This is a genomic window from Halomonas sp. H10-59 (assembly GCF_040070555.1).
In the GTDB taxonomy this organism is placed as follows: domain Bacteria; phylum Pseudomonadota; class Gammaproteobacteria; order Pseudomonadales; family Halomonadaceae; genus Halomonas; species Halomonas litopenaei.
The window spans coordinates 1,048,591-1,067,299 of sequence record NZ_CP098828.1 but is presented as its reverse complement, the minus strand read 5'-3'; the positions used below and the strand labels follow the sequence as shown (position 1 = coordinate 1,067,299).

Below are 18,709 nucleotides of genomic sequence, written 5' to 3'. Positions count from 1 at the left end.
ACGCCTCATGCCTTGCCTCCCGCCAGTCGTTGATCGCGGGAGACTTCGTCTTCCAGGCGTGTCAGCAGCGCTTCGCCCAGGGTCGTGGCGGCGCTGATGCGCGCCTCGCGCCCTTCTGTCTCGGCGTGGCTTAGCGCTACCTCGAGATCCGGCGGCGTCAGCCAGCCCTCGCCGCGCTCGGCCCACTCCACCAGGCACAGATGCCCCTCGGCGAGCAGATCGCGCCCACCGATGAACTCAAGCTCCTCGGGATCGCCCAGGCGGTAGAGGTCAAAGTGGTGCAGCGTGACCGGCTCCCCGTCCAGCGAAAGCTCGTAGGGCTCCACCAGGGTATAGGTAGGACTCTTCACCGCACCTTGATGGCCGTAGGCGCGCAACACACCGCGAGCCAGGGTGGTCTTGCCGGCCCCCAGCTCTCCCGACAGGTGGACGCGTCCTCGTCCTTGCAAGGCCCGTCCCAGGCACTCCCCCAGTGCGACCTGGCGGTCTTCATCATCGAGTCGCAGCTGCATCTTCCTCGCCCATCGTCGGATTGACCAATTTTCGTGCACAGGATGCCAGATCGCTGGCCAACAGACCACGCTCACCGCCCTCTCTCGCCGCCATGTCACCGGCCAGGGCATGCACCAGCACGCCCAGCCGCGCGGTGCGTTCCAGTGACCAGCCCGGGGCCTGGCCCTGGGCCATCAAGCCAGCCAGCACACCGGTCAGGGTATCGCCCATGCCGCCGCTGGCCATGCCCGGGTTGCCGAAAGGACACAGCGCCAGGCCGTCTGGACCGGCGATCAGGGTACCGGCTCCCTTGAGCACGATCACCCCGCCCCAGCGTTGCTGCAGGGCGCGCGCGGCACCGGGGCGGTCCGCCTCGACCTCGGCCACGCTGGTCTCGAGCAGGCGTGCCGCTTCTCCCGGGTGGGGGGTCAGGATCCAGTCGTCACGCCGCTGATCGGCAAAGCGGCTGACCAGCAGATTGAGGGCATCGGCGTCCAGCACCAGCGGAATCGAGCGCTTCAGCGCGGTCTGCAGCACCGATTGGCCCCAGCTCCCCTGGCCAAGCCCTGGCCCCACGGCGAGCACACTCAGGCGATCCAGCAGCTCATCGAGTTCGCTGGCATGGGTCACCCCACGCGCCATGACCTCGGGGCAGCGCACCAGACTGGCACCGACGTGTTCCGGCGCGGTGGCCAGCAGCACTCGGCCAGCGCCCACCCTGGCGCAGGCCTCTGCCGCCAGCAGCGCCGCCCCGCCGAACCCGGGTGCGCCACCGAAGATGCCGGCGAATCCGGCGGCGCCCTTGTGCATGTCGCGCTCACGCGGAGGCAACGCCAGGTTCACCAGGCTCGACTGCAGGCGCCAGGCGGTGGGCGCGATATCGTCGTGGGCCAGGGCGTCCACCCCCAGTGATTCCACCACCACCTCGCCGGCCAGGGCGGCGCCACGCCCGGTGTGCAGTCCCAGCTTGTCGGCGATGAAGGTCACCGTCATCACCGCCCTGACCGCCATGCTGGGCTCGGCACCGCCGTCGGCGGTGATGCCCGAGGGAATATCCACCGCCAGCACCGGGCACCGGCTTTCATTGATGGCGGCGATGGCCGCGGCGTAGGTCGGACGCAGGTCGCCGGCAAAGCCGGTACCGAGCATGGCATCGACCACCACGTCCCCTTCCACGCGCAATCCTTCTCGCCATTCGATAAAGCCGACCCCGGCGTCGTCGGCCATCTCGGCCGCGCGCAAGGCGTCACCCTTCAGGCGTTCACGCGGGGTCAGGGAAATGCGCTGCACCTGGCGCCCTTCGGTCGCGGCCAGCGCTGCCAGCACATGGCCGTCGCCGCCGTTGTTGCCGCCACCGCAGAACACCGTCAGCGACTTGGTCGCCGGCCAGCGCGCCTTCAGCCAGCGCCAGGCGACGCCGGAGGCCCGGTGCATCAGGGCGAAGCCGTCGCTCTCGCCGGCGATCGCCCGTCGGTCCAGCTCGCGTACCTGCTCGGCGGTGTACAACGGAGTCTGTCCTGGCTCAATCACGCCGCCGTCCAAGATGTCCATGCGGTTCTCCCTTCGATCGTGATGGTCTACCATGGCGGTCACTTCCTTCCCTATGAAGTCTAAGCCCTTCTCCTCTCGCGCCAAGCGCAGAGCCGGGCTGTCTTGCCATTTGCCGGGTATGTCCTCATTTATGTCTGCATCGTCCCCGTCCACCGACGTCGACTTCAACGACCTGGCGGCGCGCATCCGCACCTGGGGGCGGGAGCTCGGCTTCCAGCAGGTCGGCATCACCGACGTCGACTTGAGCGACGACGAGGCTCACCTCGAGCGCTGGCTGGAGGCAGGTTTCCACGGCGAGATGGGCTTCATGGCCAAGCACGGCACCAAACGTACCCGTCCGGCCGAGCTCGAACCCGGCACCATCAGGGTCATCAGTGTGCGCCTGGATTATCTGCCGCCGGAGGTGGAGACCACCAAGGTGCTGGGACAGCCCAGCCGCGCCTATGTGTCACGCTATGCCACCGGGCGTGACTACCACAAGCTGATGCGCAAGCGGCTACAGCGCCTGGCAAAGACCATCGAGGCGGAAGTCGGGGACTTCGGCTACCGCGCCTTCGTCGACTCGGCCCCGGTGATGGAGCGCGGCCTGGCGCGCAAGGCCGGTATCGGCTGGTTCGGCAAGAACGCCATGCTGCTCAATCCCAGAGCCGGCTCGATGTTCTTTCTCGGTGAGCTTTACACCGACCTGCCGCTGCCGGTGGACGAGCCATTCGAGCAGGAACACTGTGGCAGCTGCAGCGCCTGCCGCACCGCCTGCCCTACCGGCGCCATCGTCGAGGACAAGGTGGTCGACGCCCGCGCCTGCATTTCCTACCTGACCATCGAGCTGTTCGGCGCCATTCCCGAGCGCTATCGCGAGGCTATGGGCAATCGGGTGTTCGGCTGTGACGATTGCCAGTTGGTGTGCCCCTTCACCCGCTTCACACGGGCAAGCAGCGAACCTGACTTCGCGCCGCGCCACGATCTCGACCGGGTGGAGCTGCTGACCCTGTTCGGCTGGAGCGAGGAGGAGTTTCTCGAGCGCACCGCCGGCAGCCCGATTCGTCGTATCGGCTACGAACGCTGGCTGCGCAACCTGGCGGTGGGGCTCGGTAACGCCCCCTGGAGCGCCGCCATCGAACGCGCCCTGCTCACCCGCCTGGCCTATCCCTCCGAGCTGGTGCGTGAGCACGTACGCTGGGCGCTCGCCCGCCAGCGCCAGCGGCGCGCCGAGCTGATCACCTCTGCTTGAGCGCCTCGAGCTGAGCGCCTCGAGCTGAACGCGCCCCTCGCCTCGACCCCGGCGTCAACTGCTGACTATTCCCCAGCCTTGAGGAACGTCTTGCGATAGTGCGCGAGTTCGGCGATGGATTCCTTGATGTCGTCCATGGCCAGGTGCACGTTGCGCTTGGAAAAGCCCTCCAGCGCCTGGGGATTCCAGCGCTTGGCCAGCTCCTTCAAGGTCGAGACGTCGAGATTGCGGTAGTGGAAAAACGCCCACAGCTCGGGCATCTCGCGCTCCAGAAAGCGCCGGTCCTGGTGGATCGAGTTGCCGCACATCGGCGAGGTGCCCGGGGCCACATGGGCTGAGAGAAACTCGAGCGTCCTGCGCTCGGCCTCGCGGGTATCGATCTGGCTCTTGCGCACCCGCTCGACCAGCCCGGAATTGCCGTGGGTACGGGTATTCCACTCATCCATGCCGGACAGCAGTGCGTCGCTCTGGTGAACCGCGATCACCGGCCCCTCGGCGATGACATTGAGCTCGCCGTCGGTGACCAGGGTGGCCACCTCGATGATGCGTTCACGCTCCGGGTCGAGCCCGGTCATCTCCAGGTCGATCCAGATCAGGGCGTCGTTTCGCGGGCCGGTCTTGGCATCGTCAGGACGCGGGTTGAGGGTATCGTCGGGGCTGGCGCTGGCATCGGACATCGTCGCTTCCTTGATCAGGCGGTGGCCCTTGTCGGGACAGGGGCCGTGCGTGTAGGTACAATGCCGACCATTGTACCGACCATCGGGTGCTCATGAGCAAACGCAAGTTGAGCCGCCAGCAGCGCTGGCGCATCGAGAAGATCCAGGCCGAACGCGCCGAGCGCGCCGCCAGAAAGGCCGGCCAGGACGACGAAAAGCTTGCCGCCGGCGAATACGGCGCCGAGCGAGACGGCCGAGTGATCGCTCACTTCGGACGGACCCTGGACGTCGCCAGCCGTGCCGGCGAGACGCCCACCCGCTGCCATCTGCGCGCCAACCTCGAGGGCCTGGTCACCGGAGACCGCGTCATCTGGCGGGCCGGCGAGGACGGCAGCGGCGTGGTGGTGGCCCGAGGCGAGCGCGACAATGTGCTCGAACGCCCGGATATGCGCGGGCTACTCAAGCCCGTGGCGGCCAATATCGACCAGATACTGATCGTCTTCGCGGTGGAACCCGAGCCCCACGCCGGCCTGATCGATCGCTACCTGGTGGCGGCCGAGGCCACCGGCATCACCCCGGTGCTGGTACTCAACAAGACCGACCTGCTGCCCGACGAGGGCGGCGAACTGCGCGGGCTGCTCGATCGCTACCGCGGCATCGGCTACCAGGTGGTGGCCACCTCCACCGAGGTCGACGGCGGACTCGACGCCCTCTACGCCCAGCTCGCCGACCGCACCTCGGTGTTCGTCGGCCAGTCCGGGGTCGGCAAGTCCTCACTGATCGACCGTCTGCTGCCCGACGAACAGTTGCGCATCGGCGCGCTGTCGGAGGACTCGCGCAAGGGTCGCCACACCACCACCACCGCCCAGCTCTACCACCTGCCCGCACCGGACGAGAGCCTGGCCTCGGGCGAGCTGATCGACTCCCCCGGCATCCGCGAGTTTGGCCTTACTCACCTGACAGAGCGCGAGGTCACCGAGGGCTTTATCGAATTCGCCCCTTACCTCGGCCTGTGTCGCTTCCGCGACTGCCGCCACCGGCAGGAGCCGGGCTGCGCCATTCGCGACGCCATCGACGAGGGGGCGATTCACCCCGAACGCTTTGCCAGTTATCGTCGTATCGTCGATAGTCTGGATAGCCAATAGGGAAACGCCAGTAGCGTCCCCTCGCGAAGTGCCAGGCGCCAGACACAGCGCCCGCCCCTTTCATCCGTGTGGATCCGCCAGGAGAGAACCATGAGCTCAGAAGACAATCTGTTGCCCTTGATCGCCGAGCCCGAGGAACTCGCCGGCGTGCTGGATCACGAGGACATCCTGGTGATCGACGTGCCGCTGAAGGCGGAAAGCTACGCCGAGGGCCACGTGCCCGGCGCGATCTTTCTTGACCATCGTCGTCTGCTGAAAGGTTCCGGCGACGTCCCCAACGACGTCCCCGATGAAGAGGCCCTGTCACAACTGTTCTCGTCGCTGGGCCTGACCCGGGACACCCACGTTGTCGCCTACGATGATGAGGGCGGCGGCTGGGCCGGGCGCCTGCTGTGGACCCTGGAGCTGATTGGCCACAAGCGCTATTCCTACCTGAATGGCGGCATTCACGCCTGGCGTGACGAGGGGCTGCCCCAGTCCACCGAAGACCATGCGCCGAAGCCGTCGGACTACCAGGCCGAGGTCCTCAATCCCGAGGTCGCGATCGACCGACTCGAGCTTGAAGAGCGCCTGGGCAGCGACAACTTCGCCATCTGGGATGCCCGCTCCGTCGACGAGTTCGATGGCAACAAGGGCCAGAACCGGCACCTCGGCCACCTGCCCGGAGCGGTCAACATGGAGTGGACCGACGCCATGGACCGTGAACGCTCACTTCGCCTGCGCGACTACGCCGAGCTGATCACCGAGCTGGGCGCCATGGGTATCACCCCGGATATGGAAGTGGTCACTCACTGCCAGACCCATCATCGCAGCGGCTTCACCTGGCTGGTAGGCAAGGCACTGGGATTCGAACGCATGCGTGCCTACCCGGGCTCGTGGAAGGAGTGGGGCAATCGCGACGATACCCCCATCGAACACTGACGCCCTTGTTCCTCTGCCCATCTAGGGCTTGTCTGAAAAGTGTCTGCGCTCGGTAATGCGGCGTTAAAAATCGGATCAAAATGCTCATTTACACCACGTAAACTGCGCTTTCTCACCGATTTTTGCCTTGTCTAACCTTCGCTCGTCGACTTTTCGGACTGAGCCTAGGGCACTTGATTGCACCAGCGGCGCGGCCGTGAGGCCGCGTGCGCGTCATTGACCACCCGGAGATCGTCCCTTCGTGACCCTCGCCAAGCTGTTTTCCCTGATCCAGTACCCCATCCCCCACCACCTGCTGTCGCGCCTGGTCGGTCTGCTTGCCGACTGCCGTATCGGCTGGCTCAAGAACCTGTTGATCCGCGCCTTCATCAAGCGCTTCAAGGTCGACATGAGCCAGGCGGTGGAATCGGACCCCAGGGTCTACCCGAGCTTCAACGCCTTCTTCACCCGGGCGCTGGCGGCCGGCGCCCGCCCGCTGGAAGACGGCCTGTTGTGCCCCGCCGACGGCACCCTGTCCCAATGGGGCGCCATCGACCATGGTCGGCTGGTCCAGGCCAAGGGCCATCGCTTCAGCATGACCGAGCTGCTCGGCGGCGACCCCAGGGCGGCCACCCGCTACCAGAGCGGCAGCTTTGCCACCGTCTACCTGTCGCCCAAGGACTACCACCGGGTGCATATGCCGCTTTCCGGCACCCTGACCGAGATGGTCTACGTGCCCGGGCGCCTGTTCTCGGTCAACGACGCCACCACCCGCCACGTCCCGGGTCTGTTCGCCCGCAACGAGCGGCTGGTGTGCCACTTCGAGACCGAACACGGCCCCATGGTGCTGGTGCTGGTGGGTGCGATGATCGTCGCCGCCATTGAAACGGTGTGGGCCGGCCAGGTGACACCGCAGTCCGGCCGGGTCGAGCGTGTCCGCTTCGATCGTCCGATTCACCTCGCCAAGGGCGCCGAGATGGGCCGCTTCAAGCTCGGCTCCACCGTGGTCATGGCCTTCGCCGAAAAGGTCGACTTCGATGCCTTGAGCGGCAAGGCCGGCAGCCCCGTCGCGGTGAGCATGGGCCAACGCCTGGGCGGCGAGCCGGGAACCAGCGCAGCACCGGCGACGGCAGACGGCGAAGCGACCGCCAGCGCGGACTGAAGCGCCAAGGTGTGTCGGCAACGCCGGTGGCATGACAACGCCTTAGGCATGACAACACTATTGAAAGGGGCGGCGGTGGCCGCCCCTTTCGCGTCTGTCCCAAGCCCCCACAGAGCCTTTCGCCTAATCGACTGAACGAACACAGCAAGACACCGAGGGAAAGAAAGCAAGCTCTGGAGATGTACGCCGGCAGGGCGTACAGTGTGATTTGAAGATCACACGCACTGGAGGTCAACACCTTGGCCAGCCAATCTTCCGACGCCAGTACAGAAGCACGTCAGCGCAACACTGAACGTTTTGGCTTCCGTACAACACCGCGTATCAAGCAAGCCATCGAGCAGGCGGCCGCGCTGAGTGGCCAGGACATGTCCACGTTCGCGTTGTCCGCAGCGTATGAGCGAGCAATGGAGACCATCCGGGCGCATGAAGTGACACGGCTCATGCCTGAAGATCATGAGGCCTTCCTTGAGGCCATCGAGAACCCTCCGGCTCCGACCGAGAAACTACGTGACGCCTTCACCCACCATCGGCAGACGGTGGCGAAGCGCTGATGTCGGCCACCGTCGTCATCGAGCCGCTCGACAAGTCTCGACACCATCGAGCGGCTTTTTCGTCTGGGGTGGATCAAGTCGACAACTTTCTGCAGCGCACCGCCAGCAGACTGATGGATGGTGGCACGATTCGCGTCTTCGTGATGACAGACCCAACTCGGGATCCCTCGAAGATCCTGGGTTTCTATTCGCTCAACGCCCATAGCGTGGACTGTAGCGACCTGCCCAACCGCTACAAGCGCATGGCGAATGCGGATGGCAGTATCTCTGCCGCTTTCATCGGCATGATCGGCGTCGATCAACAGTTCCAGGGGCAGGGAATCGGTAGACTCCTGCTGGTCGATGCATTGAATCGAGCCTTTGCAGCATCACTGAGAATAGGCACGGCCGTTGTGCTGCTCGATATTCTGGACTGCGGAGACTCGCAGGCGGTGGAAAGAAGGCTGCGTCTATACACAGGCTTTGGTTTTCAGTCTCTGCCATCGAATCCGTTACGCATGTTCCTGCCGATGGCCACTGTCGCGAAGCTCCAGGGCTGAACCGCCACAGACCTTCTACCTCCCTGTCCCGCGACCCCTTCTAGCTGACGATCAAAAGATCTGGGCACCTGGGCTCACCACCCCACGAGGTGCCCAGCCCCCTCAACAGCGCGGTGTGGGAAAGGCGATCACCTCTTCAAGACGCGACTTGCCCAGCGCCAACTGGATCAGCCGGTCGAGCCCCAGGGCGACCCCGCTGCCCTCGGGCATGCCGGCGCCCAGCGCCGCCAGCAGGCGCTCGTCGACGTCGACCTCGGCAAGGCCTTCCTCACACCTGGCGCGATTGTCGTCGGCGAAACGTGCGCGCTGCTCGTCCACATCGGTCAGCTCGTCGTAGCCGTTGGCAAGCTCGAGCCCGTTTAGATAGACCTCGAAGCGCGAGGCTACCCAGGCGCCGTCGCGGGGGTCCTGGTGACGCCTGGCCAGCGCCGCCTGGCTGGCCGGGTAGTCCAGCACCACGTCGATGCCATCGCGGCCAAGCTCGGGCTCGATGACGAGGCTCATCAGCAGGTCGAGACACTCATCGCGCGGCGCCTCACCCATGTCGAGGCCACCGCGTTCACCGGCAAGACGGCGAAGCGATGCGATGTCCACCTCAAAAGGATCGATATCCAGCACCTCGCCAAACAGCTCGCGATAGCGACGCTTTCGCATCGGGCCAGGATCGAACGGCAGCACCTCGCGGATCAGCGCCTGGGTTTCTTCGATCAAAGCATCGAGACTCCAGCCCGGGCGATACCACTCCAGCATGCTGAACTCGATATTGTGGCGGCGTCCCACCTCGCCGTCGCGAAAGCTGCGGGCGATCTGGAAGATCGGCCCACTGCCGGCCGCCAGCAGGCGCTTCATGTGAAATTCCGGCGACGTCTGCAACCACAGGGTCTCGCTGCCCGCCGGGGTGACGGCTTGGCAAGACAGCGACGCCAGGTGCACGTCGGTGCTGCCGCCGTGACCGAGACAGGGGGTCTCCACCTCGAGCACACCGCGCTCGACAAAGAAGCCGCGCACCCGCTGCATCAGCACGGCGCGACGGCGCAGGGTGTCCAACGAGGCCGTGGGTTGCCAGTCTGTCATCGTTCGTTCCTTACCACTTGCCCAAACGACAAAGGCCACGCGATCGCGTGGCCTTTGTCTGTATCTCGATCTGCCGATCCGGGGATATCGCCCTCGCCTCAGGCGCGGGAGACGTAATCACCGCTACGGGTGTCGATCTTGAGCACTTCGCCCTGGTTGATGAACAGGGGAACGCGCACCACCGCGCCGGAGGACAGGGTCGCCGGCTTGGAGCCGCCCTGGGCGGTGTCGCCCTTGAGGCCCGGGTCGGTCTCGACCACTTCCAGCTCGATGAAGTTGGGCGGGGAGACCGAGATGGCGTTGTCGTTCCACAGGGTCACGGTGTACACCACCTGCTCCTTGAGCCACTTGTCGCTGTCGCCCAGGGCCTTCTTCTCGACGGCGTACTGCTCGAAGGAACCGTCGGTCTTCATGAAGTACCACATGTCACCGTCGGTGTAGAGGTACTCCATGTCCAGATCCATGACGTCGGCGCCTTCCAGCGACTCGCCGGACTTGAAAGTACGCTCCCACACGCGGCCGGTCATCAGGTTGCGCAGCTTCACGCGGTTGAAGGCCTGGCCCTTGCCGGGCTTGACGAATTCGTTCTCGACGATGGCACAGGGGTCACCGTCGAGCATCACCTTCAGACCGCCCTTGAATTCGTTGGTAGAATAGTTCGCCATGAGATCTCGTTCCTTTCGGTGCCCGGCCCGGCCATCGGCTCAGAGCGGCACTCAACTGACATTTTGCGAGGACAAGCCCCTCGCACGCATCGATGGATGGCCCGCATGATAACCCGAAGCTCGACGCTTTTGCATTGCTCTGCCCCGGATGAGCCGGGACTTCCCGCCCCCGGCGGCTGGCAGCGCCAGCTGGCCGGCGCCATTCGTGACCCGCGCGAGCTGTGCCGCCGCCTGGGGCTCGACGCCTCCCTGATCCCCGGCGCCGAGGCCGGCCACTCCCTGTTCGAGGTGCGTGTGCCCGAGGCCTTTGCCGCGCGCATGCGCCACGCAGACCCGGACGACCCCTTGCTGCGCCAGGTGCTGCCCCTGGATGCCGAGCAGACAAGCCCTGAGGGCTACGTCACCGATCCGCTCCAGGAGGCCCAGCACACCGCCCGTCGCGGCCTGATCCACAAGTACGCCGGACGGGTACTGCTGATCACCAGCCCCGCCTGCGCGATCAATTGCCGCTACTGCTTCCGTCGCCACTTCCCCTACCAGGAAAACGCGCCCTCACGCAGCCAGTGGGACGACACCCTGGACTACCTGCGCGAGGACGCCACCCTGCGCGAGGCGATCCTGTCCGGTGGCGATCCGCTGGCCGCCAGCGATCGCCAGCTGGCCTGGCTGGTCGAGCGGCTCGACGCCATCCCCCATCTCAAGCGACTACGCCTGCATACCCGGCTGCCGGTGGTGATCCCCGATCGCGTCGACGGCCCCCTGCTCGAGTGGCTCACCGGCAGCCGCCTGCAGAAGGTCATAGTGCTGCATATCAACCACGCCAACGAGATCGACGAGGCCGTGGCCGGCGCCTGCGCGCGGCTCAAGCAGGCCGGCGTGACCCTGCTCAACCAGAGCGTGATCCTCAAGGGAGTGAACGACTCGGTAGATGCGTTGGAAGCGCTCTCGGAGCGGCTGTTCGAGGCCGGCGTACTGCCCTACTACCTGCACGCCTTCGACCCGGTGTCCGGGGCAGCCCACTTCGACGTGGCCGACGCCCGCGCCAACGCCCTGGTCGACGAGTTGCGCACCCGCCTGCCCGGCTTCCTGATGCCGACCCTGGTCCGCGAGGTCCCCGGCGAGGCCAGCAAGACGCCGTTGTAGCAGTGACGCAATCGTCAAAGTACGCTGGTTATCATGCCCGTCACGGGGCGAGGGAAGCTGCAACAGCCTCTCGTCCTCTTTTGTGATATCGACCGATGCCACAAGGAAAGGTGAAGCATGAAGTCTGCCATCAAGGTTTTCCGACCGAAGCAGGCCGACCACAAAAGTGACCTCTGGCACGCCATGTCGGTGACGAAATCGCGGTGCCAAGCGTCGTCGTGCCGAGGGAAACGAACTACCTGATCAACCCGGCACATGTCAGCTTCAAGGCGATGGTCGATAAAGCCCGAGAGATGCCCTTCGCTCCCGATAAACGCCCCTAGCCCCTCCATTGGAACGCTCTCTCAGCAGCACAGCGACCCTGGCTTCCAAAACGCCGCCCGCAACAGACGGCGTTTTTACGACTTGGCGTTACCTGGGCCACGCCGCCACGCCCCCTCCCTGTCAGCTGTCAGCCTGCTACAAAAAGATGAAGGTGAGTGGTTGATCACTATTTTCATTATATGTAATACATATTCTTCTAATTAAAAACTAACTAAAAAAATACCCCAAGGTGCCCGACAGAGGCTCCAGGGGGACGCAGCAGGGACTTCGCAATGCAATCCAAAATTCACCTCGCGCAGCACGTCTGCCGAGCGTGTCGTTCATCGCTGCCGGCGAGGTTGGCGCTCTACCTGGGGATCGGTGCCTGGCTGCTGTATGGCGACCCTTTTGGTCTAGCCAGCAACTCAGACCAGGCATTTTCGGAGGCGTACCAGCGGGTCAGTGCACGCATGACTGGGGTTCCGATTCCCCCGGTGTCAGTCGTCACCATCAATCTTGACGACATAAGAGAGTTGCATAAGGCCCACCGCCTACAAAGCAACGACTGGCCGCTGACATACAACGATCACGCCACCATCCTGGCTCAGGTGCTTGCGCCTGACGCTCCCGGAACCACCGCGCCTGCAGCTGTCTTCTACGATATCCATTTGCAGGACTATCGTAATCTCAGTGGCTCCCTGGATCGGCTGAAACGCCTCACACATCGTATCGCCGAAGACGAGCGACTTCCCACGCTATTGCTTGCGGCTGGTGGGGTTGATACCCCTATGTCGCAGCGAATGCGCGAGACTCTTCCTGTAAGCCAGCTTACCCCAAGCAACTGGCGAGGGCGTAGTACCGACTACGCCTTGGCTACACCCCTGAAAGCTAACGCCTCCCCTAGAGACAGTGGTGCCTTGGGCCTCTACCGCCAGTGGGCTCAGATCGCGGGAATGCCCCCATTGCACACGGCAAGCGATGAACACATGGCGATCCAATGGCGGCTTTCTGACAGGTGCGTGGCCAGGGGCATTTTTGAAAGGACTTCGGAACTACTGCACTACAGTGTCAGCCAACTGTTCAGCAGCGCTTTAGGCCCGTCGCTGAGCAACATGCTGGGCATCGATTTACCTGCGGAGGCTGACGCTTCCTGTCTTCCCTTTCACCAGATAACACTGCGGAACCTTGTCGCAAGCCGAGGTGCCGACCTTCCACCACCTGGTGCAGCTTCCTACGTCGTAATGGTAGGAGTCGATGACTACAACCTTGGCGACTTTCGCGATATCCCCGTCTACAGCCAGCTAGCCGGAATCTTCACCCACGCCATGGCGTTCGAGAATCTCTTTCGCATGCAGCAGGGCTACTTGCGATACGAAGACATGACATGGATGGCCATGCTGGCATGGATTATCACCATTGCCCTGATCATGCGCTCCCCACCCACTTTTGAGCGAAACAACAACGCCTTGTTGCGGAGTTTGGCCTGGTTCACGTTTACGGCCACCAGCGTGGCTCTGACACACCATGTGTTCCATACCCGCCTAAATCTCGTACCAGAGGGGTGGCTTCCCCTGCTGGCAATTGCTCCGTTGGCGCGAGAGATCATTGCGCGCCACGAAGCCCATCTGAAAGCAACTCAGGAGCTTGCATGAAACGCCCCTTTCCACCCATTGCGATCGGTTCAGTACTTCTACTTGCCAGCCTTCCGACTTTCGCCGAGCAGGTAATTATCAACAGTATTATCGGACGACAGTATGCAGAAGTCAGAAAGGTCGAAAATGACAGCTGGGTGCCTTTATCCACAATCGAAGGCCTGCACCTTCCGCTACCGGCCACCAGCGAAAATGGCGAGATCCGTTTCACCGTAGCAGGGACAGACTACGCCATCGCCCGCTCTACGGTGGAACTACAGGACGAGGTGCTGCTTGAGCGAGGCTGCCAGCGTGTCGCGACAGCGATGCGCACAGACAGTCGTTCTGCGGCAATTCGAGGAGCGGGTGAATTATGCAACTAAGCAAAATTCTGGGTGCCGCATCGCTGGTGGTCGGTCTCAGCGGCTGCGCTGCGTTATTGGAGCCCGAGCAGCACTACACTGACGTCGACCTCACGATCCCGACCAGGGACAATCAGGCGATCCATCAGCGTGATCGTACGGTACTCAAGGATCAGTCCGTGCTCACTTATGTAGAGGGAATCCTAAAGCGCCTGGAAGCTACGCACGGCAAGCCTTGCGAATGCCAGGTCGTGGTGGATACTTCGCCCGGCTATGAGGCATACACCGTTTCTGCCAACACTATCGTGCTGTCGTCGGGTGCGATCTCCCAGGCCGAGAGTGAAGACGAAGTCGCAGCCCTGATCGGCCATGAGCTTTACCATGTCTACGAGAATGACGTACTTGACTCGATGCTGCAGGATGGAGCCATCGCCGCCCTGCGAATGGGAGCGGTCGCAGCAGGCGAAGATGTCACAGTAGTATTTGGCGATTCCTTGAAAGAAGCCGCCACTGGATTGATCTATCGACATTTCGAGGCTCAAGATGAAATTGATGCCGACGCCTTCGCGGTGGACCTCCTGGCTCGAGCCGGCTACTCGCAAAACGGCATGAACATGATGATCCGCCGCCTGGGGGAGTACGCCAGCGAAGCCCGGGCTTCCGCACCGGCAGCCGCTGCTTGCCTACGTATGGACGACGAGGGCGAGATATTCATCAACTTCACCCAGTGCACTTCAACACTTACCGGAGCAGACTCCAGCCGGTATCTGGCCAAGGAGGCGCGCACCGAAGCCGCCATGGCACTCGCCATGGAGTTGCCAGATGACCGACGACGACGGAGTACGCAAGGGCAGGTTCCGGAATTTTACACCATCGAGTATCTCGACCAGGTCGCCGATATGGATTTCACCTCGAAAGAAGCCCTGGCGCGTGATCTTCCTCGGATCGAGAGGCTCGATTTGCCTCCAGAGCTTGCCGACGATGCGTCCCTGCACAGCAAGTTCACTGCCGCCTACTTGATGCTCGGCGATCATGAGCGAGCAACCCAGGCGTTGGCCTTGAGTGCACAGAGCACTTATCGAACGCCTACGGTGTTCCGACATTTACTTCAGGTAGCTGATTACAACAGGGATGGTGAACTGGTCGCCCAGTTGCTTCACGACATGGACCGTGAGATTGGCCAGATGCCCAGCATGCTACCCGTAGAGTATTACCTCACTCGACGCTATGACCTTACTGTTCAGGAAGGAATACGTCTGGCGCGTTGCGCCATGACATTGGCTCAGGACCTGGGACTTAGTGAACTCTGCGACGTCTACGGAGATAAAGCTGACAACTACACAGCACTACGCTGGTAATTGTTCAGTTGACTCCTTCCCCTGTGACACGCACCGCCCCCGGGATTTCTTCCGGGGGCGGTGCGTTTACGCCATTTGCCGGCGGCGCGAATCAGGCCACGCTGTCGGCGGTGACGTTGGGCGCCACCTCTTCGGTGGACAGGCAGCGGTTGATCGCGCTCATCACACCCTTGATCGAGGCGCTGGTGATGCTCTCGTCGGTACCGACGCCGAACACCGCCTCGCCCTTGACCCGGACCTCGACGTAGGCGATCGCCTCGGCGTCGGCGCCCTGACCACGGGAGTGCTCGTGGTAGTCAATGATCTCGATATCGTGGCCTTCGCTGCGCAGCGCCTTGACGAAGGCCGCCAGCGGGCCGTTGCCTTCGCCGCTGATGGTGTGGCGCTCACCGTCCTTGGCGATGCAGGCTTCCAGCGTCACCGTCGGGCTGTCCGGCTCGGACGACAGACGGTGGCTGACCAGGCTGTAGGGCTCGGTCTTGGCCAGGTACTCGTCGACGAAGGTCTGGTAGATCATCGCCGAGGTGATCTCCTTGCCGACCCGATCGGCCACCTCCTGCACCACCAGGCTGAACTCCATGGACAGCCGGCGCGGCAGTTCGATGCCGTGCTCCTGCTCCAGCAGGTAGCTGACGCCGCCCTTGCCGGACTGGCTGTTGACGCGAATCACCGCCTCGTAGCTGCGGCCCACGTCGAGCGGGTCGATGGGCAGGTAAGGCACCGCCCAGACGCTGTCGGGGTCTTCCTTGCGCAGCGCCATGCCCTTCTTGATGGCGTCCTGGTGAGAGCCGGAGAAGGCGGTGAACACCAGATCGCCGACGTAGGGATGACGCGGGTGGACCGGCAGCTGGTTGCAGTGCTCGACCTCACGCATGATCGGGGTGATGTTGGAGAAGTCGAGGCCCGGATGGACGCCCTGGGTGTAGAGGTTCATCGCCAGGGTGACGATGTCGACGTTGCCGGTGCGCTCGCCGTTGCCGAACAGGGTGCCCTCGACCCGGTCGGCACCGGCCATCACCGTCAGTTCGGCGGCGGCCACACCGGTACCACGGTCATTGTGGGGGTGAACGCTGACGATCAGGTGATCGCGGTGCTCGACGTTGCGGCAGAACCACTCGATCTGGTCGGCGTAGTTGTTGGGGGTGGCGCACTCCACCGTGGCCGGCAGGTTGACGATCATCTTGTTGTCGGCGCTGGCCCCGAAGGTCTCGCGCACGGCATTGACGATCTCCACCGCAAAGTCCATCTCGGTGGTGGTGAACAGTTCCGGAGAATACTGGAAGGTCCAGTTGGTCTCGGGGGCCGCCTTCATCAGGTCACGGATCTGGGTGGTGGCATCGACCGCGATCTGGATGCACTGGGACTTGTCGACATTGAATACCACGCGACGGAACACCGGATCGGTGGCGTTGTAGACGTGAACGATGGCGTTCTTGGCACCCTTCAGCGATTCAAAGGTGCGCTCGATCAGGTGCGGACGGGCCTGGGTCAGTACCTGGATGGTGACGTCGTCCGGGACCTTGTCTTCCTCGATCAGGCTGCGCACGAAGTCGAAGTCGGTCTGGGAGGCGGAGGGGAAGCCCACCTCGATCTGCTTGAAGCCAATCTTGACCAGCAGATCGAAGAAGCGCTGCTTGCGCTCCTGGTCCATTGGATCGATCAGCGCCTGGTTACCGTCGCGCAGATCAACGCTGCACCACTGGGGCGGGGTCTCGATGCGCTGGCTGGGCCACTGCCGATCAGGCAGGTCCACGGCCACGAAGGGGCGGTACTTGGTCGAAGGGTCCTTGAGCATCATGGCGTTTTCTCCGGAATAGGGTGTGTCGAGCGAAGCGTTATTGGAAGGCCTGTTGGGCGGCCCGGCCAGCGCCTTGTGAGCAAAGGCCAGGTGAAAACGGCGACGCCCCGCTCGCCAGAGGCGAGCGGGGCGTCATAAGTCGTTCCAGGACCGAGACGATAGCGACCACGACAATTCGCGCACCAGCCATCCGTACATCGTCACAACGACGAGAGCGGACACCACAGGTGGCGTGACGGGACGGGTTCATGGTGGGGCACTGGGTACTGACGGACATCTTGCAACCTCGACTCAACCTGACTGGTGGCGATCCTGCCAGCGACGCAAGCACAAAGGGCGTCGCCACGCGCATTCAAACGCGTAGTAGTAGTCGTAGGTCGAGGTGGCGAGATGTCATGTTCATGCGCTCTAGAAAATCAGTCTTCAGCGACGTTGTCAACTGCGGCGCGCCAGCGCGGGCGCCACGAGCGCTCGCTGTCATGTGAATGTCCTCGAGCCGGACTAGGGTAATAGAGCGATTCCGGCGCCCCGGAACCACCGTAATCTCTGACAACACCACCAGACTCGTGCTGATGGTTCAGCATGGCTGACACAAAGGAGACGCTCCATGGATGCCCATCACCACCGCCGCCCCGCGCCCCTCGCCGCGTTACTGTCATGCGCGATCACAGCCATCGCGCTCTGCGGGGTCACCGCCGCGCCCGCCATGGCCGAGGACAACGCCTCCAACGCCAGCGCTTCTTCCTCCCTGCCGGTCAGTCTGGGCCCCCGCCCCTACTTCCTGATCGACGACATGGACGAGGACAATGCCCAGTCCGCGGAGCTCAAGGCGACCCTTGAGCAGTGCGCGGCCAACCTTGAGCAGCCCACCCGGAGCGACTTTTCCATCGGCCACCGCGGCGCCCCCCTGATGTTCCCCGAGCACACCCGGGAATCCTACCTGGCCGCCGCGCGCATGGGCGCTGGCGTGCTCGAGTGCGACGTGGCCTTTACCGAAGACAAGGAACTGGTCTGCCGCCACTCCCAGTGCGACCTGCACGGCACCACCAATATCCTCGCGACCGAGCTTGCCGAGCAGTGCAGCGTGCCACCGACCTTCGATGCCGATGGCAAGTTGACCAACGCTGCCGACGTCCAGTGCTGCACCAGCGACATCACCCTGGCCGAGTTCAAGACCCTGGAAGGCCGCATGGACGGCGTCGACACCAGCGCCGACACCCTGGAGGCCTACCTGGCCGGCAACCCGCGCTGGCGCACCGAGCTCTATGCCGATCGCGGCACCCTGATGAGTCACGCCGAAAGCATCGCGCTGTTTCAGGACCTGGGCGTCAAGATGACCCCGGAGCTGAAGACACCGAGCGTCGAGATGCCCTTCGACGGCATGAGCCAGCAGGACTATGCCCAGAAGCTGATCGACGAGTACGTCGAGGCCGGCGTGCCCCCGGAAGACGTCTTTCCCCAGTCGTTTCTGCTCGATGACGTGCGGTACTGGGTCGACAACACCGAGTTCGCCGACCAGGCGGTGTACCTGGACGATCGCTATGACGTGGAAGGCTTCGACGTGACCGACCCCGCAAGCTGGGAGCCGTCGATGCAGGAGCTGGCCGATATGGGGGTGAAGATTCTGGCCCCGCCGATGTGGATGCTGCTGGCCGAGGGGGACAGCGAAGACCGGCCCATCGTGCCATCGGTCTACGCCGAGAAGGCCATGGAGGCAGGACTGGAGCTGATCGCCTGGTCCTTCGAGCGCTCGGCGCCGCTGACCCGTGACGGTGCCTGGTACCACCAGACCATCGACAATGTCGTCGACAACGATGGCGACAAGATGGTGGCACTTGACGTGATGGCCCGCGATATCGGGGTCAAGGCGGTGTTCTCTGACTGGCCGGCGGCGGTCACCTTCTACGCCAACTGCATGGCCGACGAGCTGGCAAAATAAGCGGCAATGACCACCCGCGAACCTGGTCGGAACGCATAAAAACGGCCGGGTGGATAACCACCCGGCCAGAACGCCTTCCGTGGCGTTGGCGCCCCTAACGCCATTCCGAGGGCTCCATCCTAACGATCGTCAACCTCGAGAGCGCTCCCCCATCGGCGGTAGCCAGCCGCCTCCAGACGAGGGCAGGCAACCAGGCATGTCCCGCTCCT

At 63.6% G+C, this 18,709-nt stretch carries 17 protein-coding genes; 11 read left to right on the top strand and 6 right to left on the bottom strand.

The genetic code is table 11. The features are described 5' to 3' along the window. Positions 1–5 precede the first annotated feature (5 nt). Together tsaE and NFG57_RS04860 are read right to left on the bottom strand one after the other, a co-directional pair. Complete coding sequence (tsaE, locus tag NFG57_RS04865; RefSeq protein WP_222515538.1) at positions 6–512, bottom strand: tRNA (adenosine(37)-N6)-threonylcarbamoyltransferase complex ATPase subunit type 1 TsaE; 507 nt, start codon at positions 510–512, stop codon at positions 6–8. Next, positions 493–2,043: an NAD(P)H-hydrate dehydratase gene (locus NFG57_RS04860; RefSeq protein ID WP_222568112.1), complete on the bottom strand. Its 1,551-nt coding sequence runs from the start codon at positions 2,041–2,043 to the stop codon at positions 493–495. The genes tsaE and NFG57_RS04860 overlap by 20 nt, the downstream gene beginning before the upstream one ends. A 130-nt stretch (positions 2,044–2,173) precedes the next feature. On the opposite strand from NFG57_RS04860, the gene queG reads away from it, so the two are divergent. Next, positions 2,174–3,274 (top strand): tRNA epoxyqueuosine(34) reductase QueG, encoded by a 1,101-nt coding sequence (gene queG / locus NFG57_RS04855; RefSeq protein ID WP_045993091.1) that lies wholly within the window; start codon positions 2,174–2,176, stop codon positions 3,272–3,274. 65 nt (positions 3,275–3,339) lie between these two features. On the opposite strand, the gene orn is transcribed toward queG, so the two are convergent. Then, positions 3,340–3,951, bottom strand: coding sequence for an oligoribonuclease (gene orn, locus NFG57_RS04850; protein ID WP_108131452.1), 612 nt, complete (start codon positions 3,949–3,951; stop codon positions 3,340–3,342). A 92-nt stretch (positions 3,952–4,043) separates the two neighbouring features. On the opposite strand from orn, the gene rsgA reads away from it, so the two are divergent. From rsgA to NFG57_RS04825, 5 genes are all read left to right on the top strand, one after another. Continuing rightward, positions 4,044–5,075: a small ribosomal subunit biogenesis GTPase RsgA gene (gene rsgA / locus NFG57_RS04845; protein ID WP_045993090.1), complete on the top strand. Its 1,032-nt coding sequence runs from the start codon at positions 4,044–4,046 to the stop codon at positions 5,073–5,075. A 90-nt stretch (positions 5,076–5,165) separates the two neighbouring features. After that, complete coding sequence (locus tag NFG57_RS04840; protein WP_045993089.1) at positions 5,166–5,996, top strand: rhodanese-like domain-containing protein; 831 nt, start codon at positions 5,166–5,168, stop codon at positions 5,994–5,996. 241 nt (positions 5,997–6,237) lie between these two features. Beyond that, on the top strand, positions 6,238–7,137 hold the full coding sequence (asd, locus tag NFG57_RS04835) for an archaetidylserine decarboxylase (RefSeq protein ID WP_348815522.1): 900 nt from the start codon (positions 6,238–6,240) through the stop codon (positions 7,135–7,137). Positions 7,138–7,376: 239 nt separating this feature from the next. Then, positions 7,377–7,688 (top strand): DUF1778 domain-containing protein, encoded by a 312-nt coding sequence (locus NFG57_RS04830; protein WP_213227713.1) that lies wholly within the window; start codon positions 7,377–7,379, stop codon positions 7,686–7,688. Continuing rightward, the gene (locus NFG57_RS04825; protein ID WP_348815520.1) at positions 7,688–8,227 is read left to right on the top strand and encodes a GNAT family N-acetyltransferase; all 540 of its coding nucleotides are present in this window, start codon (positions 7,688–7,690) and stop codon (positions 8,225–8,227) included. Before NFG57_RS04830 ends, NFG57_RS04825 begins: the two co-directional genes overlap by 1 nt. Positions 8,228–8,329: 102 nt before the next feature. Here the strand turns inward: NFG57_RS04825 and epmA are convergent, their stop codons facing one another. Next, positions 8,330–9,301, bottom strand: a complete 972-nt coding sequence (gene epmA / locus NFG57_RS04820; protein ID WP_348815518.1) for an EF-P lysine aminoacylase EpmA — start codon at positions 9,299–9,301, stop codon at positions 8,330–8,332. Positions 9,302–9,399: 98 nt separating this feature from the next. Next, positions 9,400–9,966 carry an elongation factor P gene (gene efp, locus NFG57_RS04815; RefSeq protein WP_045994506.1) on the bottom strand — a complete coding sequence of 189 codons (567 nt, stop codon included), beginning with the start codon at positions 9,964–9,966 and terminating at the stop codon, positions 9,400–9,402. A 105-nt stretch (positions 9,967–10,071) separates the two neighbouring features. Between efp and epmB the strand changes: the two genes are divergently transcribed. The 4 genes from epmB to NFG57_RS04795 all read left to right on the top strand — a co-directional run bounded on the left by epmB (position 10,072) and on the right by NFG57_RS04795 (position 14,763). Continuing rightward, on the top strand, positions 10,072–11,109 hold the full coding sequence (epmB, locus tag NFG57_RS04810) for an EF-P beta-lysylation protein EpmB (protein WP_348815517.1): 1,038 nt from the start codon (positions 10,072–10,074) through the stop codon (positions 11,107–11,109). Between the two features lie 596 nt (positions 11,110–11,705). Further along, positions 11,706–13,064 (top strand): CHASE2 domain-containing protein, encoded by a 1,359-nt coding sequence (locus tag NFG57_RS04805; RefSeq protein WP_222515545.1) that lies wholly within the window; start codon positions 11,706–11,708, stop codon positions 13,062–13,064. Beyond that, complete coding sequence (locus tag NFG57_RS04800) at positions 13,061–13,426, top strand: hypothetical protein (protein ID WP_222515546.1); 366 nt, start codon at positions 13,061–13,063, stop codon at positions 13,424–13,426. The genes NFG57_RS04805 and NFG57_RS04800 overlap by 4 nt, the downstream gene beginning before the upstream one ends. Then, positions 13,417–14,763 carry a M48 family metalloprotease gene (locus NFG57_RS04795; protein WP_348815515.1) on the top strand — a complete coding sequence of 449 codons (1,347 nt, stop codon included), beginning with the start codon at positions 13,417–13,419 and terminating at the stop codon, positions 14,761–14,763. Before NFG57_RS04800 ends, NFG57_RS04795 begins: the two co-directional genes overlap by 10 nt. Positions 14,764–14,854: 91 nt before the next feature. Here the strand turns inward: NFG57_RS04795 and leuA are convergent, their stop codons facing one another. Beyond that, a complete protein-coding gene (gene leuA / locus NFG57_RS04790; protein WP_045994508.1) occupies positions 14,855–16,561 on the bottom strand; it encodes a 2-isopropylmalate synthase in 1,707 nt (568 codons plus the stop codon). Positions 16,562–17,168: 607 nt separating this feature from the next. On the opposite strand from leuA, the gene NFG57_RS04785 reads away from it, so the two are divergent. Then, the gene (locus NFG57_RS04785; RefSeq protein WP_348815513.1) at positions 17,169–18,500 is read left to right on the top strand and encodes a glycerophosphodiester phosphodiesterase family protein; all 1,332 of its coding nucleotides are present in this window, start codon (positions 17,169–17,171) and stop codon (positions 18,498–18,500) included. Positions 18,501–18,709 lie beyond the last annotated feature (209 nt).

Excerpts from the sequence above, each read along its gene's own strand:
- NFG57_RS04840 (WP_045993089.1), top strand. The coding sequence starts at position 5,166 with ATGAGCTCAGAAGACAATCTGTTGCCCTTGATCGCCGAGCCCGAGGAA.
- tsaE (WP_222515538.1), bottom strand. The coding sequence starts at position 512 with ATGCAGCTGCGACTCGATGATGAAGACCGCCAGGTCGCACTGGGGGAG.
- orn (WP_108131452.1), bottom strand. The coding sequence starts at position 3,951 with ATGTCCGATGCCAGCGCCAGCCCCGACGATACCCTCAACCCGCGTCCT.
- NFG57_RS04785 (WP_348815513.1), top strand. The coding sequence starts at position 17,169 with ATGGATGCCCATCACCACCGCCGCCCCGCGCCCCTCGCCGCGTTACTG.
- NFG57_RS04860 (WP_222568112.1), bottom strand. The coding sequence starts at position 2,043 with ATGGACATCTTGGACGGCGGCGTGATTGAGCCAGGACAGACTCCGTTG.
- epmB (WP_348815517.1), top strand. The coding sequence starts at position 10,072 with ATGATAACCCGAAGCTCGACGCTTTTGCATTGCTCTGCCCCGGATGAG.
- NFG57_RS04825 (WP_348815520.1), top strand. The coding sequence starts at position 7,688 with ATGTCGGCCACCGTCGTCATCGAGCCGCTCGACAAGTCTCGACACCAT.
- queG (WP_045993091.1), top strand. The coding sequence starts at position 2,174 with ATGTCTGCATCGTCCCCGTCCACCGACGTCGACTTCAACGACCTGGCG.
- NFG57_RS04805 (WP_222515545.1), top strand. The coding sequence starts at position 11,706 with ATGCAATCCAAAATTCACCTCGCGCAGCACGTCTGCCGAGCGTGTCGT.
- NFG57_RS04795 (WP_348815515.1), top strand. The coding sequence starts at position 13,417 with ATGCAACTAAGCAAAATTCTGGGTGCCGCATCGCTGGTGGTCGGTCTC.
- NFG57_RS04800 (WP_222515546.1), top strand. The coding sequence starts at position 13,061 with ATGAAACGCCCCTTTCCACCCATTGCGATCGGTTCAGTACTTCTACTT.
- leuA (WP_045994508.1), bottom strand. The coding sequence starts at position 16,561 with ATGATGCTCAAGGACCCTTCGACCAAGTACCGCCCCTTCGTGGCCGTG.
- rsgA (WP_045993090.1), top strand. The coding sequence starts at position 4,044 with ATGAGCAAACGCAAGTTGAGCCGCCAGCAGCGCTGGCGCATCGAGAAG.
- epmA (WP_348815518.1), bottom strand. The coding sequence starts at position 9,301 with ATGACAGACTGGCAACCCACGGCCTCGTTGGACACCCTGCGCCGTCGC.
- efp (WP_045994506.1), bottom strand. The coding sequence starts at position 9,966 with ATGGCGAACTATTCTACCAACGAATTCAAGGGCGGTCTGAAGGTGATG.